We start from the raw sequence: 20,074 nt of genomic DNA on the forward strand, positions 1-20,074 counted from the left end.
CCGGCCTACTCGGCGGGCGCCAGCACGATGTCGAAATCGACGCTCGCCCAGCTGCGCCCCGCGAGATCGTGTCCGTCCGGCGGCGGCTCCTGGGCCGAGTGCTGGACGAAGTCCTTGACGAGCGAGTCCTCGACACCGAACACGCTGTCGCGGTCGAGGTAGTCGCAGCCGTCGACGAAGATGTGGGTGACGAGCGTTCGAAGTCCCGGCGCGGACACCATGAAGTGCAGGTGGGACGCGCGTATCGGTGACCGCCCGGCGGCTTCGAGCAGCCGCCCGACCGGACCGTCGTGCGGAATCGGGTAGGGGGTGGGGGTCAGTCCCCAGAAGCTGTACCGGCCGTCGTCGCCGGTGAACAGGTGAGCGCGAGCCGCGACGCGCTCGTCGCGGTACTGCACGTCGTACAGTCCGTCCTCGTCGGCCTCCCACACCTCGAGGCGAGCGCCCGGCACCGGCCGGCCGGTGAGGTCGCGGACGGTGCCCTGCACTCGGCACGGTTGGCCCTTCGCGCCGAACGTCAGGTCGCCGCCGGTCTCGATGCGCGGTGACCCGTCGACGAAGAACGGCCCGAACACGGTCGACGCGGTGGCGTCGCCGATGGCCTCGTTGTTGACGGCGATGGTCTGCATCGAGACACCGAGGACGTCCGAGAGGAGGACGAACTCCTGGCGTTTGTCGTCGGTGATGTGTCCGCACTCGGTGAGAAAGCCGACGGCGGTACTCCATTCCTGCTCGGTGAGCCGTACCTCGCGCACGAATGTGTGCAGATGCTGGACGAGCGCCCGCATGAGCTGACGCAGGCGCGGCGAACCGGTGTTGTCGAACGACGCGACGACCCGGTCGACGAGGTCCTGCTCGCGCCGTGCCTGTTCGGGCGATACGGAGGGCGCCGCGTCGAGTGGGCGGGCGGTCGGGTGGCACGGCTCGTGAGGGCGATCGGATGGGGTGTTCACGGAGTCCTCCGGGTCTGCCGACCCGACCACGCCGCGTACAGCAGCTCGGTCAGGTTCCGCGGCGTGACGGGTGTGGGATTGGTGTCGGGAACGGCGGCAAGGCAGCGCCGCACCGCGTCGGGAAGATCCGCCTCGCGCATCCCCAGCTCGGCGAGAGACGTCGGAGCGTTGGAGCGCCGCCGTAGTTCGTCGAGTGCTGCGGAGGCCGCATCGGGATCCGTCGGGGTCGGGGATCCCAGCGCGACGGCGAGGCGCCGGCCGAGCGTGGGGAGCGACGCGGCGTTGAAGGCCAGCACGTAGGGCAGCACGACGGCGTGGGTCTGCGCATGCGGCAGACCGTATGCGCCGCCGAGGACGTGGCAGATCTGGTGGTGCATGCCCGAGCCGGCCGACGCGAACCCCACGGCAGCAAGGTGCGCGCCGTACAGGCAGCGGTCGCGGCCGTCGATACCGCCGGGGTCCGCGACAACCTCCGGCAGGCCGGTGGCGAGGGCACGGGCGCCCTCGAGGCAGAGCGCGGCATTGATCGGATCGGCGCGCGGGGCCCACAGCGAGTCGATGCAGTGGGCGAGCGCGTTCAGGCCGCTGGCCACACTGAGATCGACCGGCAGGCCGACGGTCAGCTCGGAGTCGTAGATCACCGAGGCCGGAAGGACCGCGTTGTCGGCGCCGGTGGTCTTCACCCCCTTCTCGGTCAGCCCCCACACGTTGGTCGCTTCCGAACCGGCGTAGGTCGTCGGCACGGCCACGATCGGTAGGCCGGTGGTCATCGCGACGGCCTTGGCCAGGCCGACGGCCGATCCTCCGCCGATACTGACGAGGGCGTCGGCCTCGGCGTCGATTGCGGCCCGCCGTGCTCGTCGCGCAACCTCGACGGGGACGTGCGGATGGACCTCCGACCAGCGGTAAACCACCGGCAGGTCCCCGGCGATGCGGTCGGCGAGGGTAACTTCCGCCGCCGATGCCACGAGCATGACCCGCGCGGCGCCGAGCCGGTCGATCTCGGCCGCGAGGTGGCGGCGTGCGCCTCCGGCCCCGAACACCACGCGCTGCGGAAGGGCCTCATGGGTGAACGACAGTCCCATCGGTCACGCCTGCCGGTGCAGGATTCGGAGCATGGCGTCGCGCAGTGCGGCCACCGGGTCGTCCGCCACACGGTGTGCTCGCCATCCGATGTGGGTGTCCGGCCGGACCAGGACCGCACCGTCCTCCGCCACCTCCCGCAGCCTGTTCCAGTCGAAGTACAGGTCCTGTACCTGCTCGCCGGCTCCGATCACGATCGGGACCACCTCGACGCCGAGTTCCTCCGAGACCTTCGCCGCCGCGCCGGCCCACGCCCGGCCGGTCTTGCCGGTGAAGAGAGTGAACTGCGTGTACTTCGCCAGATCGTGAGTGGACATCTTGCTCGTCGAGTTGCCTACCCAGCAATGCGGGAGGCGCACACCGGGATACGTGTGCGGCTCGTAGTAGAGTTCCGGATCCCGCGCGGGGGCGGGCAGGACGCTCCCGTCCCCGGCCACCGCGGTGGAGCCGGCGTAGTTCTGCCCCAGCTCGACGCCGAGAGCGTTGAATTCGTAGTTCTTGAGCTCCATCGCCGCCGCGAGCGCCTGCCTCTTGGTGGCACCTTCGGGTGTGTCGGCCCGGAGTTCGGCGAGTTCGGCCTGCATGTGTTCGACCGTCGTCGCCCGAGTTGTGCCGAGGGCTTCGAAGATTCCCACGAACTCCCGACTGGACTTGTTGGCGCGCCTGACGATCTGCTCGGCAACAGGGACACGTTCGACCGAGTAGGTCTCGAGTAGTCCCGGACCGGCGCGTCCTTCCAGCACGGCGGCAATCTTCCAGGCGAGGTTGTAGGAGTCCTGGATGGAGGTGTTGGAGCCCAGGCCGTTGCTCGGCGGGTGACGGTGGGCCGCGTCGCCGGCGATGAAGACCCGGTGCGACTGCATGTGCGTGGCGTACATCTCGTTGTTGCCCCACAGCGAGTAGCCCGTGATCTCCACGTCGATGTCGTCGCGACCGATCATGGTGCGGACGATCTCCCGGGCGTGATCGTCGTTCATCTCCGGTGGCGGCAGCTCGATGTCGTAGCCCCACACCGCGAGCCACTCGTTCCACGGGCGCACCATGCGGACGAGTCCGGCGCCGATGCCGCCGACATCCGAGCCGGGCTGCACCACCCAGTACAGCACCGAGGGGCGGTGCGCGACGAGGTCGGTGAGGTCGGCACGGAACGTGATGTTCATCGAACCGGCAATGTCCATCCGGCCCTCGAACGGCAGGTCGAGGGAGGCTGCGATCGTGGAGCGGGCGCCGTCCGCCCCGATCAGATACTTGGCCCGGATGTCGAATTCGCGGCCGTCGAGCCGATCGAGAACACGGACGGTGACCCCATCGGCGTCCTCGGAATGCGAGAGGTACTCGGTCGAGAACCGCGTCTGCGTACCGCGGACCGTGGCGTTCTTCACGAGGATCGGTTCGAGATGCGTCTGCGGAATGTCGCAGTTGAGGGACGGCGAGGCGAGCACGTAGTCGGCCTCGCGTGCGGGGTGGGTACCCCACGCCAGGATCCGCCCGAGTTCCTCGCCCGCCAGGGCGGTGCAGAACACGGTGTCACCCATGATGGCGTGGGGGGACGCCTCCGCAAGGACCTGCTGCTCGATGCCCACGTCGCGGAAGATCTCCATCGTCCGCTGATTGGTGATGTGAGCGCGTGGCGTATTGGCGGTCCACCGGTACTTGGTGATCATGATGTTGTCGATGCCGAGCGTGGACAGGAACAGTGCAGCGGAGGCGCCGGCGGGGCCGGACCCGACGATGACGACGTCGGTTTCGACGACCGGGCCACGGGGAGGAGCGGTCTCGGCGAGACCGTCGTGAAAGACAGGCATGGGTTCTCCGAAGGCAGGGGTGACGGGCGGCGGGTATCAGTCGTAGTAGCGGAAGATCACCTCGGCGACGCAGGCGGGCTTGTCGCCGTCCTCGATCTCGATGACGCACCGGTAGACGGCGTCGACGCCGCCGTCGAACGGCACGGTGTCGGCCAGGTGCAGGTCCAGCCGTACCCGCGTGTCGACCGGAACCGCGGCCGGAAAGCGAACTCTGTTGAGGCCGTAGTTGAGTCCGAGGGAGCAGAAGGACGTATCGATGGTCTGCTGGATGAGCCCGCCGATCAGCGCCAACGTGTGGTAGCCGTGCGCGATGATCGATCCGAACGGGGACGCCGCGGCGCGCTCGGTGTCGAAGTGGATCCAGTTGAAGTCGTGTGTGGCCTCACCGAATCCGCGGATGTGCTGGTGGTCCAGCGTCACCCACGGACTGGAGCCCAGATGTGTGCCGACGTGCTGGGTGAGATCGGCGGTGCTGCCGAAGACGATCATCGTTCCTCCTGGGACGGGACGGGTGCGGGGCTGTCGGATCTCGGGTCGAGCATCTGTTGCACGCCCCGGCGGTCGAGCTTGGCGTTGGCCAGGAACGGGAGCTGGTCGCAGAACCGCACGCTCTTGGGGATCTTGTACGAGCTGAGGCGCTCGCGAAGGAACCTCTTCACTTCTTCCTCGGTCGGGGCGTGCCCGCGGGCCGGGACCGCAAGCATGTGGGCGGCCTCGCCGAGGTCGGGATCCGGCACGGCGGCCACGGCGGCGAGCTGGATGCCGGGGTGGTTTTCGACGGCCTGCTCGATCTCCATCGGTGAGATGTTGTAGCCGCCCGAGCGGATGAGCAGTTTCGAACGACCGGCCAGGACAAGGTTTCCCGAGTCCTCGAAGTATCCGAGATCGCCGGTGCGGAGCCATCCCGTCGGCGTGATCGCTTCGGCGGTCTTGTCGGGCTTTCCCCAATACCCGTGCATCAACGGGTTGCGTCGTACGAGGATCTCGCCGGGTTCGCCGGGGCGGTGCCCCGGGATCGGTTCGATCCGGATGTCGATGTCGTCGAGCGGCTTGCCGACGGTGCGGGTCGCCTCCGCAGGGGTGATGTCCCGATCGGTCATGGTGATGCACCCGATCTCCGTCATGCCGTAGGAGGCGCCGACGACGGGGATCCGGGCGGCGAGCCGCTCCGCCAGGCTCACCGGCAACGGACCGACCCACCACAACCGCTCGAGCGAGCCGAGGTCCGCGGTCTCGAACCGATCGTGTGCCATGAGCCTGTTGAGCATGGTTTGGATGACACCCTGCCAGAGGGTGACCTTCTCCTGCTCGATCGCGTCGAGTGCGGCGCCGGCCTCGAAGCGCGGCAGCTGGACGAGGGTGCCGCCGGACAGAATGGCGGACACGACTTCGTTGCCCTGACCACCGATGTGGTCGATCGGCATGAGCGACAGGATGCGTGGCGCCTCGACGGGAGTGTGGCGCAGGAGCGCGGAGAAGGTGAGGATGCCGCGATGGGTCACGACGGCGCCCTTCGGGTCCCCCGTCGTCCCGGACGTGTAGACGAGCGACAGCGGGGCGTCGGGATCGACGGGCCGCGCGACGGATCGTGCGGGAACCGCCTCGAAGGGCACTGGCCCGCCCGGCTCGTCACCGAGACGAACGACGGCACGAATGTCGTGGCGTTCCGCGGCCCGATCGACGAGGGCACCGAACTGCGTGCCCTCGAATCGTTCCACGGTGACAAGGACGGAGGGCGTGGCGTCCGTGAGGATGTAGTCCAGTTCCTTCTCGTTCACCCGCGTTCCGATCCCGAGGAAGAGGGCGCCCAACCGGGCGCACGCGAGATAGACGGCGACGACTTCGGGGCGCGGGTACGAGAGCATGCCGACCCGGTCGCCGGGGCACACCCCCAGCGCTTCGAGACCGGCGGCGGTGCGTTCGGCCTGTTCGCGCAGTTCGCCGTAGGCGCAGCGGAACGAACCGTGCACGACGGCCTCGCGATCGGGGTGGGCGGCGGCACGGCGGGCGAACACGTCCCAGAGGCTGGTGTTCGAGGTGCCGGGGCTGGGATGAGGTTGATCGATCATGATGGTCCTCGGCGTGCGGTGATGGTCAGAATCGGGTGGACGGCGAGAAGCGCTCGGCGGAACCGGATGTCACCCGGCTGTCCAGCCACATTCCCGGCCGGCTCCACCAGCGCGCGGCGAACGCCGCACCCCATTGCGCGGCACGGTCGAACACGGTGTTCGCCTCCATCTGGGCGAGCGCGCCACCGGCGGCATCGGCGTTGAAATGCCCTGCACGGCGGCGTGTCTCGCCCGTCGCGCCGACCTGTTCCCGGGCGGCGGCGTCCCCACCGTCGCGAGCTGCGGCGGCGAACGCCTCGATCGCGGCTTGCGCGTCGCGCACTCCGGAGTTCAATCCGCGTCCGCCGCCGAACGGTGCGAACAGGTGCGCCGCTTCACCCGCGAGGAACACCCGGTTGTGCGGGTCCGTGAATCGCGCGGCGACCGCGCGGTGGAATCGATAGCGCGAGACCCACGCGATGCGATCGCGGTAGCGTTCGCCGAGGATGGCCGCGACCCAGGCGGCGGTGCCGTCGGCCGACTGGAGGGCCTCGACGTCGTCGTCTCGGCGTGCCTGGAGGTCGAGGCGCCACCCGCCCTGGAAGGGCAGGACGAGGACATTGCGTCCTTCGACCGCCGGGTGCCGGTAGTGGAACTCCCGCACGAGCGGCAGCGGGTCGTCGGCAACCTCGTCGACGTCCACGATGACGAAGGACGCGTCGGACCGCGGACCCTCCATGCCGATTCCCAGCGACGTGCGTACCGCAGAGTGCGCACCGTCGGCGGCTACGACGTAGTCTGCGTCGATCGTGCTGCCGTCCACGAGGTGGACGGTGACCCCGTTCTCGGTGGACGACACGCTGCCGACCCGACTGCTCCACCGGATCGGAATCCCGGCCTTCTCGACGTGCTCGAGCATCGTCCGCTCCTGCAGCCGCTGCGAGATGCTGGCGCCGAACGCGCCGTGGGGCGCGCGCGGAAAGGTCCGTTCGTACACGGTGCGGCCGTGGTACGTCGAACGGATACGCGGCCAGGTCACGCCCTCGCGGGCGAGCCGCGCGCCCAGGCCGGGGGAGAATGCGTCGAGCTGGTCCAGCGTTTCGCGGTAGAGGTAGGTCGCGCGGCTTCCGGGTCGGAGCCGGTTGCTGTCCTCAGCCTCGAGGATTGTCGTCCGGAGGCCGTGTGAGTGCGCGGCGAGGGCCGCCACGAGTCCGACGGGGCCGGCGCCGACGACCACAACCTGAATTCGTGGCGCCGAGGTCGGGTCCGGGGGAGAGGGGGATTCGGATGTCATGGCTTCGACTGTGGCCGGACCCGGATCGGTGCTCAATGGATGACTCGTCCAGCGATCGGGCCGGGTGTTGTGGGCATCGACTCGAGGCGGTGGGCACGTGGACGCGGCCCCGAGGGGCGCAGGCGGAGCGGCGGGCGTGATTCGTTGACAGGGTGCCGGTCGGTGGATAGCCTCATTGGAACGATCGTTCTAGCCAGCTTGGAGGCGTTATGGCAGGAGATCCTCGTCCCGGACTGGAATGCCGCAGTGTTTCGGCGCCGGACGATCGTGCGGCTACCGCATCGTTGCTCGGGCGGGCATTCGAGATCCTGGGTGTATTCACTCAGTCCCGACGGTCCATGACACTGAGCGAACTCGCGCGCGGAAGCGGGTTGCCCAAGTCCACGACGCACCGTCTCCTCGCGATGCTGCAGGAGGTGGGCGCCGTCGAGCGTATCGACGACCGGTATCAGGTGGGACTGCGGTTGTTCTCGGTGGGACTCTGCTCCGCCGAGCTCGAACTCCGTGACGCTGCGCTGCCGTTCCTCGAACGAATCCACCGGGCCACCAGGCAGACCGTGAACCTTGCAGTCCTGCGCGGAAACGACGTGGTCTATCTGGCGAAGATGACCGGTAGTGCAACGTCGACCCCGGCCTCGGTGGGTGGCAGGCTGCCGGCTCATGCCACGGCGGTCGGCAAGGCTCTGCTCGCACACACACCCCTCGGCCCCGCGCCGTCGCGATCTCGCGTCCTCGTCCCGCGCACACCCAGCACGATCGTGCGTCCGGACGACCTGCACACGTGTCTCGAGCGCGTCCGCATCTCCGGGTACGCGCTCGATCGCGAGGAATCTGCGAAAGGCCTGGCGTGCGTAGGGGTTCCCGTCCTGGTGGGCGGCGACGCGGTCGCGGCGATCTCCGTGGCGTTTCCGAGCGGGTACGGCACCGGAGAGCAACTCGTCTCCCCGTTGCGGGAGGCGTCGGCCGCGATCGGCCGGTCGCTCGGGGCGCGTTACGTATCTGCCTAGACGAGTCGAGGAGGCGGGGACCGGATCCATGGCCGGCGCGGAGGCAATTTCACAGAACAGTCGCGACCACCTGATGAACGTCGCGGAGGAATTGATGGCGGCTCAGGGCTACCACCGGACCTCCATCGCGGACATCCGGCGTGCATCGGGGCTTCCCGTCGGATCGATCTATCACCACTTCAAGAGCAAGTCCGGCCTGCTCGCCGCGGTGATCGAGCGGGGAAGCCGGAAGTTCTTCGCGAATCTTCCTCGAGCGGTGAATATTTCCGGATCCACCGAGGAGGCGATGCGCGCGTACTGGTCGGCCGCGGCCGCAACCATCGCCGAACACATCTCGTACTTCCAGCTCGAGGCGGACATCGTGTGGCACGGGGCGGCCGACCCGGAACTCGCCGCTGTGGTGGCGAAGGCCACCGGCTATGCCCGCGACCAGCTGGTGGACGTCATCGAGCCGTTCGCGCAAGAGGCCGGTGTGGTGGACCCGCGCGCGTTCGCGGTCGAACTCGCTCTGACCAGCGTGACCTTCGTGCGCGGCGCCGTCATCGAATCCGGGGGGGACGCGGCGTACCTCGAACGCAAGATCGGCGCCCTCTACCGGATGTTGCGCGCCGACATCGTCGCCCAGGGCGCCGGCCGCGGCGCCAGCCCGTAGGAGCACGGTCGCGCGGCCCGCGTCAGCGGCCGTCCCGGCGTCCCACGACGGTGCTCAACCGCAGCGCCAGCAGCAGGAAGAAGCGAGCATCCGGGTCGTCGAGATCGACGCGGAGCAGCTTGCAGACGCGTTCGATGCGGTAGCGCAACGTGTTGACGTGAACGTGCAGTGCACGGGCCGTTTCGGCCGCTCGCCGGTCCTTCTCCAGGTACGTCTGCAGCGTGTGCAGCAGATCGGAGCCGTCGCGGATGTCGGCGCGCAGCACCGGAGCCAACGATTCCTCCGCCGCGGCCGCCAGCGCGTCGACCCCGCCGACGTGCGCGAAGAGGCGGTACATTCCGAGAGACTCGACGGAGACGACGGCGCGTTCGCGTCGTCCGTGGACACCGACGCGCAGCGCGAAGCGGGCCTCGCGCACGGCCGCGGGATAGTCCTCGGCCCGGCGACAGACCGGACCGATGCCGACGCCGAGCACTTGTGGGCGGCACTCCTCGACGATCGCAGCGAGGTGCGTTGCGAGGACGGTCGATTCCGCGTCGCCGCGCACGGGCCACAGCACGAACGCGTCGCCCTCGAACGTGGTCAGCTGCGCGCCGGGAACCCGAGACCGCACCCGCCGGCCCAGGGTGTCGAGCAGTGCCCGATCCACGTGCCGGTCACCTCCCACGGCGACGACCGCCCGAGGGACGCCGAGATCGAGCCCGACCAGCAGAGCCCGATGCCACAGCCGGCGCAGCTCGTCCTTCGACCCGTCCAGCAGGCTCCGCACCAAGTGATCGGTGAGGCGGATCTCGGTTTCGAGGGCGGCACGGTGCCGCGCGAGGTCCATCCCGACGAGAGCCGCCAGCACGCGCACCGAGTCGTCCCCGGTGGCGGCGGCCCCACGCAGGGTCAGCGTTGCGTTGTCCGTTCCGGGGACGCGGAACTCCCGCACGCACCCCGTCGTGCGGCTTCGGTCGACGGTCGGGTTGCCCGGCCGCGGCGGGCGGCCGTTCGGCCCCTCGAGGTGCACCGATGCGCCCCACGCGTCGCCTGCGAGTTCGAGACAGTGGTCGAGACCGGCACCGGACAGCATCGATTCGGCCGTGGCCAGATACAGCTCCCGCTCGGCGCGGGACCGCTCGCGGTCGTCCTCGAGCGTCCGCAGGTCCTGCGCGGCGCGTGCTCGTTCCACGGCCCGCTCGCGCAGCTCCCCGGCCATCGACGCGAGACCGGCCAGCGCGCGCAGCTCCTCCGACTCGACGGGGCGGCGTGCGCGTGACACCACATACAGCACCGAGTCGACGTGTGCGGCTCCGCTCATCGGCACCGCCGCCGCCGAGACCAGTCCCTCTCGTTCCAGCAGCTGCCGCATCCGGGGGATCGCCCGAGGGTCCGCGCTGTAGTCGGGTGTCGACACCGGTCCGCCGCTGCGCAGCACCTCGCCTCCGAGCCCCCGGTCGGGCGGTATGTGGCTCAGGGCATGGACTTCGGGCTGACTCAGACCCGACCCGGCCACCATGTGGAGACCGTCCTCGCGGGCGTCCATCCAGAACGCCGCGTCGGCACGCGCGGTGGCGCGCGCCGAGGTGAGTGCCGCGCGCACCACGTCGTCGGCACTGTCGGCCGCGACGATGTCGCGAAGAGCAGTCAGGATGTCGGTGTACTGAGCGCGCCCGGATCGTTCGACAGGCATGGCGGTGAGCATACGCTCGACCACGGCCGTGCTCCGGCGGATTCGCCGTGCCGATTCGGGTCCGCAGATGAGAGAAACGCTGGGCCGCATCACACTTCACAGGACCGTCCCGGTCGGAGTTCCGGCGCACGGAACAGTCGATGGACGCCGGTGTCCACGCGAACCTACTGTGATCCGTACAACATGCCTGCGGAGTGGGGCACCTCCCAACCGCTCCGTGAAGGAGATGGCACTTTGACCCGTAACAAGCACCACGTCGTCGTCGGTGCCGGCGCCGCCGGCCTGGCCGCGGCGTCGGCGATGAGAGACAACGGATTCGCCGGTCGAATCACCGTCTTCGACGCCGACCCTCACACACCCTACGAACGCCCGCCACTGTCGAAGGAGTACCTCTCCGACCGCAGGCTGCGGGAGATAGTGGCCGAGACCGAGTACCGGCGCCTGGACATCGAGTTGCGCGTCGGTGTCGGGGTGCGCCGGCTCCGACCGTCGGACCGGCGCATCGACACATCCGACGGCGAAGAGCTTGTCGCGGACCGGGTGCTGCTCACCACCGGCGTGGCGGCACGGCGGTTGGACGTTCCCGGGGCCGCCCTCGGAAACATCCTCACGCTGCGGGATGCGGCCGACGCCGCGGCCTTGTCCGCCCGGCTGAGGGCGGGTGGGCCGCTCGTCGTTGTGGGTGGAGGGTTCGTCGGTCTCGAGGTCGCTGCGGCCGCGGTGGACCGCGGAATCGACGTCACCGTCGTCGAACTCGGCGAGCTCCCCCTTCTGGCGGCCGTCGGCCCGGAGATCGCCCGGCGCATCTGCCGGCTGCACACGGAACGGGGGGTGCGCATCCTGACGCGCCGCACGGTCGACGCGTTCGCGGGCTCGCGCACAGTGGAGTCGGTGCGGCTGTCGACCGGCGAACGTCTCGACGCGGCAACCGTCGTCGTCGGGTGCGGTGTCGTCCCCAACGACGGGCTCGCGAGACAGGCGGGAGTAGCCTGCGCCGACGGCATCACCGTCGACGACCTGGGCCGCAGCAGCGACCCCTGGATCTGGGCGGCCGGAGACATCGCCGCGCACGTCAACCCGCACCTCGGTCACCGGGGTCGGATCGAGCACTGGGACGTGGCCCGCCGGCACGGTGCGGCCGTCGGAGCGTCGATGGCGGGGAACGCGACCGTCAACCGCGAAATTCCCTACTTCTGGTCGCACCAGTACCAGCACACGCTGCAGATGTACGGGCGCGGGCGGCCCGGCGACCGCGTGATTGTCCGTGACTCGTCCACCGAACCCGGATTCGTGGCCTTCTGGGTGCGCGACGGGCGTGTTGCCGCCGCAGCCGCCCTGGACGAGCCGCGCGATGTCCGATCGGCAAAAATCCTGGCGGAAAACAGGATTGCAGTTCCGGACGAGACTCTGCGGTTCGCGGGTACCGACCTGCGCAGGCTGGTCCGCCAACTGAGGAGCCCGGACGCCCGGCGCGACATCGACGTCACCGGGTGATCCCGAAACAGACGCGACCCGAATCTATTCCATAGCCAGATTCGCCCGGGCCAGGGCGTTTCAGGTGCCCCGTGGCGTGGTCCCGCTAGCCCCGGCCCGGGGTGAAATCTGGGCACACCCGGACGTAGAGAGGATGACGATGACGACAATAATGGAGACTTCGGACGTCGAAGCCGGCGGTTTCCGCATCCGGCTCAACAGAGCCGGCCCGCGCACCGGGGAGACGATTCTGTTCCTGCACGGATCGGGGCCCGGTGCCACCGGGTTGTCGAACTATGCCGCGACCGTTTCCGCCTTCGCGGACGACTACGACTGTCTTGTGATCGACCAGGTGGGCTGGGGCGACTCGAGTCACCCGGCCGAGCTCCCCCCGAGCGGACGTGTCCGGCAGCTCGTACTGAGCAACCTGGCGCTGGTCGACGCCCTCGGCCTCGACAGCGTGCACCTCGTGGGGAACTCGCTGGGTGGGGTCGTCGCCCTGAACATGCTGACCGTCGCCCCGGACCGGATCGGGAAGGTCATCGGCATGGGAGCCGGTGGCGGCGGCAACACCGCGCCGACCGGGGAATTGCTCAAGCTCATCGAGTTCTACAACGACCCCACGCTCGAGAGCATGAAGCAGTTGATCTCGTACATGCTCCACGATCCGGACCTGTTCGGCGACGAGATCGACGCGATCGCCCGGGACCGGCTCGAGACGGCGCTGCGTCCGGACGTGCGCCGATCCCATCTCCTCACCTTCGGGCTTCCGCAATCCGGTCCCGGGCTTCCGGGCCTACGTGTCCCGGAGACATCGCTGCGGCGGATCCGCAATGATGTCCTGCTGGTCCACGGCCGCGAGGACTCGGTGGTCCCCGCCGAGAGCAGCGAATGGCTCGCCCGGCGAATCCCCAACGCGCGCCTGCATGTCATGCCGCACTGCGGTCATTGGGCGCAGATCGAACAGGCCGATCGGTTCGTCCAGCTCAGCACGCTGTTCCTGCGCGGCCGGATCTGAGATGTCAACGAAAGGAAATCCCGTGAGCACTGTGAAGGCTCTTGCATACCTGCGGGTGCGCGGCCCCGTCGACGAGTGGAGGGAGTTCGGCACCCGCATCGTCGGAGCCCAACTCGTGCCGTCCGACGACCCCACCGAGGCCCGCTTCCGGTTCGACGAGCGTGCGTACCGGCTGACGGTCGAGGACGGTCCCCCCGGGGCGGACGCCCTGCTCGCCCTCGGGTTCGAGACGCGGACCAGCGAGGACCTCGACGCGCTCGCCCGCCGCCTGGTCGCGAACTCGGTCCCGGTCTCGGAGGATGCTGATCTGGCGCGTGCACGGCATGTGCAGCGGCTCATCGCCTTCGATGACCCCGACGGCAACCCGATCGAGGTCGTGTACGGTCATCCGCACGACCACACCCCGTTCGTGTCGCCGCGGGGAATCGACTTCGTCACCGGCGATCTCGGCCTCGGGCATGTGTTCCTCTTCGCATCCGACGCGCAGCGATCCGCCGAGTTCTACCAGTCGATGCTGGGCTTCCGCCCCAGCGACACCATCGCCTTCGGCCCGACCAATGCAGTCTTCTTGCACTGCAATCCGCGTCACCACACGGTGGCGCTCGCCGCCATCCCGGGTTTCGAACCGGGGATCGGCCATGTGATGCTCGAGCTCAGCCGCCTCGACTCCGTCGGCCGTGCACTCGATCTGGCGATGGAGACGCCAGGGCAGGTCGTCCGCGCCCTCGGGGAACACACCAACGACGCGATGACCTCGTTCTATCTGTCCACACCGTCCGGGTTCGCGATCGAGTACGGATGGAACGGCAGACTCGTGGACGACGACTCGTGGACTGTCGGCCACTACCGGTCGGCCAGCACGTGGGGCCATCAGGTCCTTGCCGACGTCCCCAGCGCCGTGGCAGTGGGGGCCGACGATGAGTGACATCCATGCGCTGGTCGACCCCGCTCACGGCCTACTCAACCCCACCATCTACACCGACCCGGGCATCTACGAACTGGAGCTCGAGCGGGTGTTCGGCCGGACCTGGCTCTTCCTCGCGCACGACAGTCAGTTGCCGAAGCCCGGGTCGTTCGTCCAGACGTACATGGGTGAGGATCCGGTTCTGGTCGTGCGCCAGCGAGACGGCTCGGTGAAGGCGTTCCTCAATCAGTGCCGGCATCGGGGAATGCGGATCTGCCGATCGGACGAGGGCACGAGTCGCGCGTTCACGTGCACCTACCACGGCTGGTCGTACGACCTCGAGGGCAACCTCATCAACGTGCCGCAGCAGCAACGCGGATACCGTGACCGGATCGACAAATCCTCCTGGGGCGCCACGAAGGTCCCCCGCATCGCGAGCTACCGGGGGTTCCACTTCGGCACCTGGTCGGACGAGGTCCCGGACTTCGTCGAGTATCTGGGCGAGATGGCGTACTACTTCGACGCGACCATCGATCGATGGGACAACGGCATCGAGTTCGTCAAGGGCGCCGCGAAGTGGGTCATCGACTGCAACTGGAAGCTGCCGGCGGAGCAGTTCGCCAGCGACATGTACCACGCCGCGATCTCGCATTCGTCGGCGATGCTGGCCCTGCACGAGGATCCGGCCTTCCACGGTCTGCTCAACCCACCGCCCGACGCACCGGGCCGGCAGTTCGCCGGTGACGGCCACGGATCGGGGAGCTTCTGGCTCCCCGAATTCGGTCCCGACCTGCACGCAGGCCACGAGTACAGCGCCTGGCAGACAGCCAACCGCGACGAAGTCTTCCGCCGGATCGGCGCCGACCGCGCCGTGAAGGTCTCAGGGCACAATCTGATCTTCCCGAACTTCTCCTGGCTCGGACCTGTCAACACGATGCGGGTGTGGCATCCGCGCGGTCCCGGACAGATCGAAGTGTGGGCATGGACGTTCGTACCGAAGGACGCGTCGCCGGAGGCCAAGGCGGGGATGCGGCGGGGCACCCAGCGCTCCTTCAGCCCGGCCGGGGTCTTCGAGACCGATGACGGCGAGAACTGGACCGAGGTGCAGCAAGTGCTGCGAGGCTGGAAGTCGCGCAGCACCGAGTTCAACGTCCAGATGGGGATGGGATTCGAGGAACGCGACAGTCACGGACTTCCCGGCCTGTCCAACGATGTCTACAGCGAAACCGCCGCCCGCGGGTTCTACGGGCGGTGGCTGGATCTCGTCGACGGCCTGCCGTGGGACGAAATCCTCCGCCGAGCCGACGAGGCCAAGCGCTCCGAACACGCAGGGGAGAGTCGATGAGCACCGAAACCCGCAGGGGAGAGTCGATGAACACCGAAACTCGCAGCGCCGACGGGCTGCCCGCGGCCGTCCAGCGCGCCGACGTGCATCTGCAGCACGCGGTCGAGCAATTCCTGTATGCCGAGGCGGAACACCTCGACAACCACCGCTACCACGAATGGCTCGAGTTCTTCGGGGAGGACGTGCACTACTGGGCGCCCACCCGCATGACCCGCACGTTCCGGGAACGCGACGCCGAGATCTCCGGCCCGGACGAGGGCGCGTTCATCGACGACGACTTCTCCTTCCTGCGGGGCAGGGTCCGCCGGCTGACCTCGGGCCTGTCATGGTCGGAGGAGCCCCCGTCGCGCACCCGGCGGTTGCTGACCAATGTCCGTGTCGCGCACCGCGAGGACGGCGATCTCGACGTGGTGTGCAACTTCTGGGTCTACCGCAGCCGGCTCGAGCGGCACCAGGACTGGTTCGTCGGTGAGCGCTTCGATGTGCTGCGCCACCACACCGGCACCGTGCCCTTCAGGATCCGCGAGCGCCGGATCGTCCTCGAGCAGACCACGATCCTCGCCCCCAGCATCAGCATCTTCCTGTGAGGTATCCGACGATGACGGCTGAATTATCCAGTGAGAACACGCGGTGGGTTCGTGTCTGCGCGGTCGGCGACCTCGACGACGACGACGCGGTGCGGCTCGACTCGCGTCCGCCGGTGTCGGTGTTCAGGTCGAACGGGGAGTACTTCTGCGTCGACGACACGTGTACGCACGAGACGTACTCCCTCGCCGACGGATGGATCGAGGACTGCGTCGTGGAATGCCCGCTCCACATGGCGAAGTTCTGCCTCCGAACCGGCCGGCCCCTGAATCCGCCCGCGACGACCGCGGTCCGCACGCACCCGGTCCGTATCGAGGGCGGCGACATCCACGTCGGACTTCCCGACTCGTACGAACTGAAGGAAGGAGCCCGTAGTGGGACGGCTTGACGGAAAGTCGATTCTCGTGACCGGCGGCGGATCCGGGCTCGGCCACGCCCTGGTGAGACGGTTCGTCGAGAACGGCGGTCGCGTGACCGTGCTCGACAGGTCGGAGCAGAAGCTGACCGCACTGCGCGAGGCGTTCGGGACCAGCGTGCGCACCCTGACGGGCGACGTCACCTCGTTCGCCGACAACAAGCAAGCAGCCGATCTCGCCGTGCGCGAGTTCGGTGCTCTCGACACCTTCGTCGGCAACGCCGGAGTCTGGGACTTCGGTCGTTCGCTGCTCGACGCGTCGCCGGAAGAACTGGGTACCGGGTTCGACGAATTGTTCTCCGTCAACGTGAAGGGCTATCTGCTCGGTGCGAAGGCCGCAGCGCCGCACCTGAAGTCCTCCCGCGGCAGCATGATCTTCACCCTGTCCAACGCGGCCTTTTTCCCGGGCGGGGGTGGGCCGCTGTACGTCTCGTCCAAGCATGCCGGCGTGGGACTCGTGCGCCAGCTGGCGTACGAACTTGCCCCGGAGGTTCGGGTCAATGCGGTCGCTCCCGGCGGCATGGCCACCGACCTGCGCGGGCCCGGCGCGATGGGGCTCGCCGATCACTCGGTGGCCGAGGCCATTCCGATCCGGCAGATGGTGCGCGACAACGGAGCTCTGCAGATCGAGGTGGAACCCGACGATTACGTGGGCGCCTACCTCTATCTCGCGTGCCGTGACGATTCCGCGACCGTGACGGGAACGGTGGTGGACGTCAGCAGCTGGGGAACACCCAAGAGGACCGACGCCGTCTGACGGCGCAGCGACCGGGGCGGGTCTGTCGTTCGCGACAGACCCGCCCCCGCGTGCATGCGGATTCCGGGTCACGCCGGGCTGCCGGCACGTTCCCCCAGCAGGTCGAGGGCGATGTCGACGATCATGTCCTCCTGCCCGCCGACGAGCGCGCGCCGCCCGACCTCGAGCAGGAGGGTGCGCACGTCGATGCCGTAACGCTCGGACGCTGCCTCCGCGTGGCGGAGGAACGAGGAGTACACGCCGGCGTAGCCGAGGGTGAGGGTCTCGCGGTCCACCCGGACCGGCCGATCCTGAAGCGGCCGGACCAGGTCGTCGGCGGCGTCCTGCAGCGCGAACAGGTCGCTGCCGTGGGTCCAGCCCTGCAGGTCGGCGACGGCGACGAACGCCTCGAGCGGGCAGTTGCCGGCCCCGGCGCCGTGTCCGGCCAGGGAGGCATCGACGCGAGTGACACCTTCCTCGACGGCGACCACGGAGTTCGCCACCGACAACGACAGATTCTCGTGGGCGTGGATACCGATCTCGGTGCCCGGGTCGAGCACGTTCCGGTAGGCCCGAACCCGTTCGCGTACCCCGTCCATGGTCAGACGACCGCCGGAGTCGGTCACGTAGACGCAGTGCGCGCCGTAGGACTCCATCAACTTCGCCTGTCGCGCCAGCTCGGCGGGCGGTGCCATGTGGCTCATCATGAGGAATCCGGAGACGTCCATGCCCAGCTCGCGGGCCGTCGCGATGTGCTGGGCCGAGACGTCCGCCTCGGTGCAGTGCGTGGCCACGCGCACCGAGCGGACCCCGAGCCGGTAGGCGTGCTCGAGTTCGCGGATCGTGCCGATCCCGGGCAGAAGCAGCGTGGTGAGGCGCGCCCGGGACACGTTCGCGGCCGCGGCCTCGATCCACTCCCAGTCGGTGTGGCTGCCCGGTCCGTAGTTGAGGCTGCCCCCGGCCAGGCCGTCGCCGTGGGCGACCTCGATGGCGTCGACACCGGCCGCGTCCAGCGCGGCCACGATACGGCCCACGTCGTCCGGGGTGATGCGGTGCCGAACGGCGTGCATCCCGTCCCGGAGCGTGACGTCCTGGATGAACAGTTCGGTCGTCATCGGGTGGTCTCCAGTTCTGCCGCGCGCGCGGTGTCCGTCTCGGCGGCGGCCTCCGCGAACCGCAGGGCAGCCGAGGTCATGATGTCGAGATTGCCCGCGTACGCGGGCAGGTAGTGGGCGGCACCCTCGACCTCGAGGAATACCGACACCTGGTGGGTGGGTGTGGTCGGGGCGCCGTCGGCGAGCAGGGTATGCACCGGTTGCCCCTCCGGGACCGGGGTGATCTGCACCTGCTGCTTGAGCCGGTAGCCCGGCACGTAGGCGGCGACGTCGGCGACCATCCGCTCGATCGACTCCCGGACGGCGTCGTGCACGACTGCGCTCGGCTCGGAGATCAGGCAGAACACGGTGTCCCGCATGATCAGCGGCGGCTCGGCAGGGTTCAGGACGATCACCGCCTTGCCCCGGGCTGCGCCGCCGACCGACTCGATCGCGTGCGCCGTCGTCTCGGTGAACTCGTCGATGTTCGCGCGGGTGCCGGGTCCGGCGGACTTCGACGCGATGGACGCGACGATCTCGGCGTAGGCGACGGGCGTGACGCGGGAGACCGCCGCCACGACGGGGATGGTTGCCTGCCCACCGCAGGTGACCATGTTGACGTTCGGGGCGTGCCGGTGTGCGTCGAGGTTGACGGCCGGAACGACGAACGGGCCGACCGCTGCGGGCGTGAGGTCGATCAGCCGCTTGCCGTAGGGTTCGAGCGCCCGGGCGTTGGCCCGGTGCGCCTGTGCCGACGTCGCGTCGAACACGAAGCCGATCTCGTCGAAGTTCGGCAGGCCGATCAGACCCGCCACGCCGTCGGCGGTGGTGGGGACACCCAGCCGGCGGGCGCGGGCCAGGCCGTCCGACTCGGGGTCGATGCCGACCATGGCGCCCATCTCGAGATTGGTCGAGTTCCGGATCACCTTGATCATCAGGTCGGTGCCGATGTTGCCGGAGCCGATGACGGCCACCTGTGTTCTGCGGGTGCTCATGTGTGGTCCTCCTGGGTGAAGGTCGCGGTCACGGAACCGAGTCCGGTGATGTCCGCGGTGACGGTGGAGCCGGGGTGGACGGGCGCCATCGGCCCGAGGGCCCCGGACAGGACGATCTGCCCGGCGCGGAGCGGTTCACCGAACCGGCGGGCGGTGTCGGCGAGCCACGCCAGGGCCCGCAGCGGGTCGCCCAGGCAGGCCGCGCCGTTCCCGGTGGACACCGCCGCGCCGTCGACGCGCATCGCCATCTCGGTGTCGACCGGTTCGAACTCGTCGAGCCCGCGGCGCCGGGTGCCGAGGACGAACAGCCCGGACGAGGCGTTGTCGGCGACCGTGTCCCCGAAGGTGATGTCCCAGCCTGCGATCCGGCTGTCGACGATCTCGAGGGCGGCGACGGCGTAGTCGACGCTGGCGCGGATACGCCGGGCGTCGAGCGGGCCGTCGGCGAGGTCCTGCCCGAGCACGAAGGCGATCTCCGCCTCGACCTTCGGTTGCAGCAGGCGCTGGAAGGGCACGGGTTCGTCCTCGGTGTACTGCATGTCGTCGAACAGGACACCGAAGTCGGGCCGGTCCACGCCGAGTTGCCGCTGGACCGCCGGTGACGTGAGCCCGATCTTGCGACCGACCACACGAGCGCCGGCGGCCGTGCGTGCCGCGTTCAGTTTCGTCTGGACCGCGTAGGCGCGCTCGATATCGGAGCTGCCGATGAGGTCACGCACCGGCGGGCACGGTGAGTGGGTGCGTACCGCGTGGTCGATCCGGACGAAGGCCGCGTGTACAGCCGGATCGTCCGTCGCGGCGCCGCCGGAGGGCGGAGCCGGCATGTGGTCGGTTCCTGGGGAGGGGGTCATGGCGGTCCCGGAAGGTCGAAGGGAATTGGTCTGCCCACTGTCGCCGGGCGAGCCGGCATCCGGCCAGGACAATGTTCGACTCAGTGGAACGTACAGTGGCGGGTGACCCGAATCGCCAGGTCACCGGACGAAAGGGGGAAT

The 20,074-nt window shown here is 69.0% G+C and carries 19 protein-coding genes; 9 read left to right on the forward strand and 10 right to left on the reverse strand.

The window, feature by feature from the left end; translation table 11 throughout:
* Positions 1 to 5: 5 nt before the first annotated feature.
* From HFP48_RS09955 to HFP48_RS09980, 6 genes are read right to left on the reverse strand one after another with little or no spacing between them, the layout of a single operon-like run.
* On the reverse strand, positions 6 to 953 hold the full coding sequence (locus tag HFP48_RS09955) for a dioxygenase (RefSeq protein WP_168579429.1): 948 nt from the start codon (positions 951 to 953) through the stop codon (positions 6 to 8).
* Positions 950 to 2,038 (reverse strand): maleylacetate reductase, encoded by a 1,089-nt coding sequence (locus HFP48_RS09960; protein ID WP_168579430.1) that lies wholly within the window; start codon positions 2,036 to 2,038, stop codon positions 950 to 952. Before HFP48_RS09960 ends, HFP48_RS09955 begins: the two co-directional genes overlap by 4 nt.
* 3 nt (positions 2,039 to 2,041) lie before the next feature.
* A complete protein-coding gene (locus tag HFP48_RS09965; protein WP_168579431.1) occupies positions 2,042 to 3,841 on the reverse strand; it encodes an FAD-dependent monooxygenase in 1,800 nt (599 codons plus the stop codon).
* Positions 3,842 to 3,877: 36 nt separating this feature from the next.
* Positions 3,878 to 4,330: a MaoC family dehydratase gene (locus HFP48_RS09970; protein ID WP_072634829.1), complete on the reverse strand. Its 453-nt coding sequence runs from the start codon at positions 4,328 to 4,330 to the stop codon at positions 3,878 to 3,880.
* Positions 4,327 to 5,910, reverse strand: a complete 1,584-nt coding sequence (locus HFP48_RS09975; RefSeq protein WP_168579432.1) for a class I adenylate-forming enzyme family protein — start codon at positions 5,908 to 5,910, stop codon at positions 4,327 to 4,329. Before HFP48_RS09975 ends, HFP48_RS09970 begins: the two co-directional genes overlap by 4 nt.
* Positions 5,911 to 5,935: 25 nt before the next feature.
* A complete protein-coding gene (locus HFP48_RS09980) occupies positions 5,936 to 7,183 on the reverse strand; it encodes an FAD-dependent monooxygenase (protein ID WP_246872530.1) in 1,248 nt (415 codons plus the stop codon).
* 209 nt (positions 7,184 to 7,392) lie between these two features.
* Between HFP48_RS09980 and HFP48_RS09985 the strand changes: the two genes are divergently transcribed.
* Positions 7,393 to 8,190 carry an IclR family transcriptional regulator gene (locus HFP48_RS09985; RefSeq protein WP_282597467.1) on the forward strand — a complete coding sequence of 266 codons (798 nt, stop codon included), beginning with the start codon at positions 7,393 to 7,395 and terminating at the stop codon, positions 8,188 to 8,190.
* 28 nt (positions 8,191 to 8,218) lie between these two features.
* Positions 8,219 to 8,842, forward strand: a complete 624-nt coding sequence (locus tag HFP48_RS09990) for a TetR/AcrR family transcriptional regulator (RefSeq protein WP_168579433.1) — start codon at positions 8,219 to 8,221, stop codon at positions 8,840 to 8,842.
* Positions 8,843 to 8,864: 22 nt separating this feature from the next.
* Here the strand turns inward: HFP48_RS09990 and HFP48_RS09995 are convergent, their stop codons facing one another.
* The gene (locus HFP48_RS09995; RefSeq protein WP_168579434.1) at positions 8,865 to 10,517 is read right to left on the reverse strand and encodes a helix-turn-helix domain-containing protein; all 1,653 of its coding nucleotides are present in this window, start codon (positions 10,515 to 10,517) and stop codon (positions 8,865 to 8,867) included.
* A 234-nt stretch (positions 10,518 to 10,751) separates the two neighbouring features.
* Between HFP48_RS09995 and HFP48_RS10000 the strand changes: the two genes are divergently transcribed.
* The 7 genes from HFP48_RS10000 (at position 10,752) to hcaB (ending at position 17,014) form a co-directional block, all read left to right on the forward strand.
* Entirely contained in the window at positions 10,752 to 12,011 is a 1,260-nt protein-coding gene (locus tag HFP48_RS10000; protein ID WP_168579435.1) for an FAD-dependent oxidoreductase, read from the forward strand.
* A gap of 139 nt (positions 12,012 to 12,150) precedes the next feature.
* The gene (locus HFP48_RS10005; RefSeq protein ID WP_168579436.1) at positions 12,151 to 13,008 is read left to right on the forward strand and encodes an alpha/beta hydrolase; all 858 of its coding nucleotides are present in this window, start codon (positions 12,151 to 12,153) and stop codon (positions 13,006 to 13,008) included.
* 22 nt (positions 13,009 to 13,030) lie between these two features.
* Positions 13,031 to 13,933 (forward strand): VOC family protein, encoded by a 903-nt coding sequence (locus HFP48_RS10010; protein ID WP_246872532.1) that lies wholly within the window; start codon positions 13,031 to 13,033, stop codon positions 13,931 to 13,933.
* Complete coding sequence (locus HFP48_RS10015) at positions 13,926 to 15,257, forward strand: aromatic ring-hydroxylating dioxygenase subunit alpha (RefSeq protein WP_168579437.1); 1,332 nt, start codon at positions 13,926 to 13,928, stop codon at positions 15,255 to 15,257. The genes HFP48_RS10010 and HFP48_RS10015 overlap by 8 nt, the downstream gene beginning before the upstream one ends.
* Positions 15,258 to 15,283: 26 nt before the next feature.
* On the forward strand, positions 15,284 to 15,844 hold the full coding sequence (locus tag HFP48_RS10020) for an aromatic-ring-hydroxylating dioxygenase subunit beta (RefSeq protein WP_168579438.1): 561 nt from the start codon (positions 15,284 to 15,286) through the stop codon (positions 15,842 to 15,844).
* 11 nt (positions 15,845 to 15,855) lie between these two features.
* Positions 15,856 to 16,230 carry a bifunctional 3-phenylpropionate/cinnamic acid dioxygenase ferredoxin subunit gene (locus HFP48_RS10025; protein ID WP_168579439.1) on the forward strand — a complete coding sequence of 125 codons (375 nt, stop codon included), beginning with the start codon at positions 15,856 to 15,858 and terminating at the stop codon, positions 16,228 to 16,230.
* Positions 16,217 to 17,014 carry a 3-(cis-5,6-dihydroxycyclohexa-1,3-dien-1-yl)propanoate dehydrogenase gene (gene hcaB, locus HFP48_RS10030; RefSeq protein WP_050034941.1) on the forward strand — a complete coding sequence of 266 codons (798 nt, stop codon included), beginning with the start codon at positions 16,217 to 16,219 and terminating at the stop codon, positions 17,012 to 17,014. The genes HFP48_RS10025 and hcaB overlap by 14 nt, the downstream gene beginning before the upstream one ends.
* Positions 17,015 to 17,082: 68 nt before the next feature.
* Here hcaB and dmpG read toward each other — a convergent pair whose 3' ends face one another.
* Genes dmpG through HFP48_RS10045 form a run of 3 tightly spaced genes read right to left on the reverse strand, consistent with a single transcriptional unit; the run spans position 17,083 to position 19,906 of the window.
* On the reverse strand, positions 17,083 to 18,108 hold the full coding sequence (gene dmpG, locus HFP48_RS10035) for a 4-hydroxy-2-oxovalerate aldolase (RefSeq protein ID WP_168579440.1): 1,026 nt from the start codon (positions 18,106 to 18,108) through the stop codon (positions 17,083 to 17,085).
* A complete protein-coding gene (locus HFP48_RS10040) occupies positions 18,105 to 19,082 on the reverse strand; it encodes an acetaldehyde dehydrogenase (acetylating) (protein ID WP_168579441.1) in 978 nt (325 codons plus the stop codon). The genes dmpG and HFP48_RS10040 overlap by 4 nt, the downstream gene beginning before the upstream one ends.
* Positions 19,079 to 19,906 (reverse strand): fumarylacetoacetate hydrolase family protein, encoded by an 828-nt coding sequence (locus HFP48_RS10045; RefSeq protein WP_168579442.1) that lies wholly within the window; start codon positions 19,904 to 19,906, stop codon positions 19,079 to 19,081. The genes HFP48_RS10040 and HFP48_RS10045 overlap by 4 nt, the downstream gene beginning before the upstream one ends.
* Positions 19,907 to 20,074 lie beyond the last annotated feature (168 nt).

It is taken from the genome of Rhodococcus sp. DMU1, from assembly GCF_012272955.1.
In the GTDB taxonomy this organism is placed as follows: domain Bacteria; phylum Actinomycetota; class Actinomycetes; order Mycobacteriales; family Mycobacteriaceae; genus Rhodococcus; species Rhodococcus aetherivorans.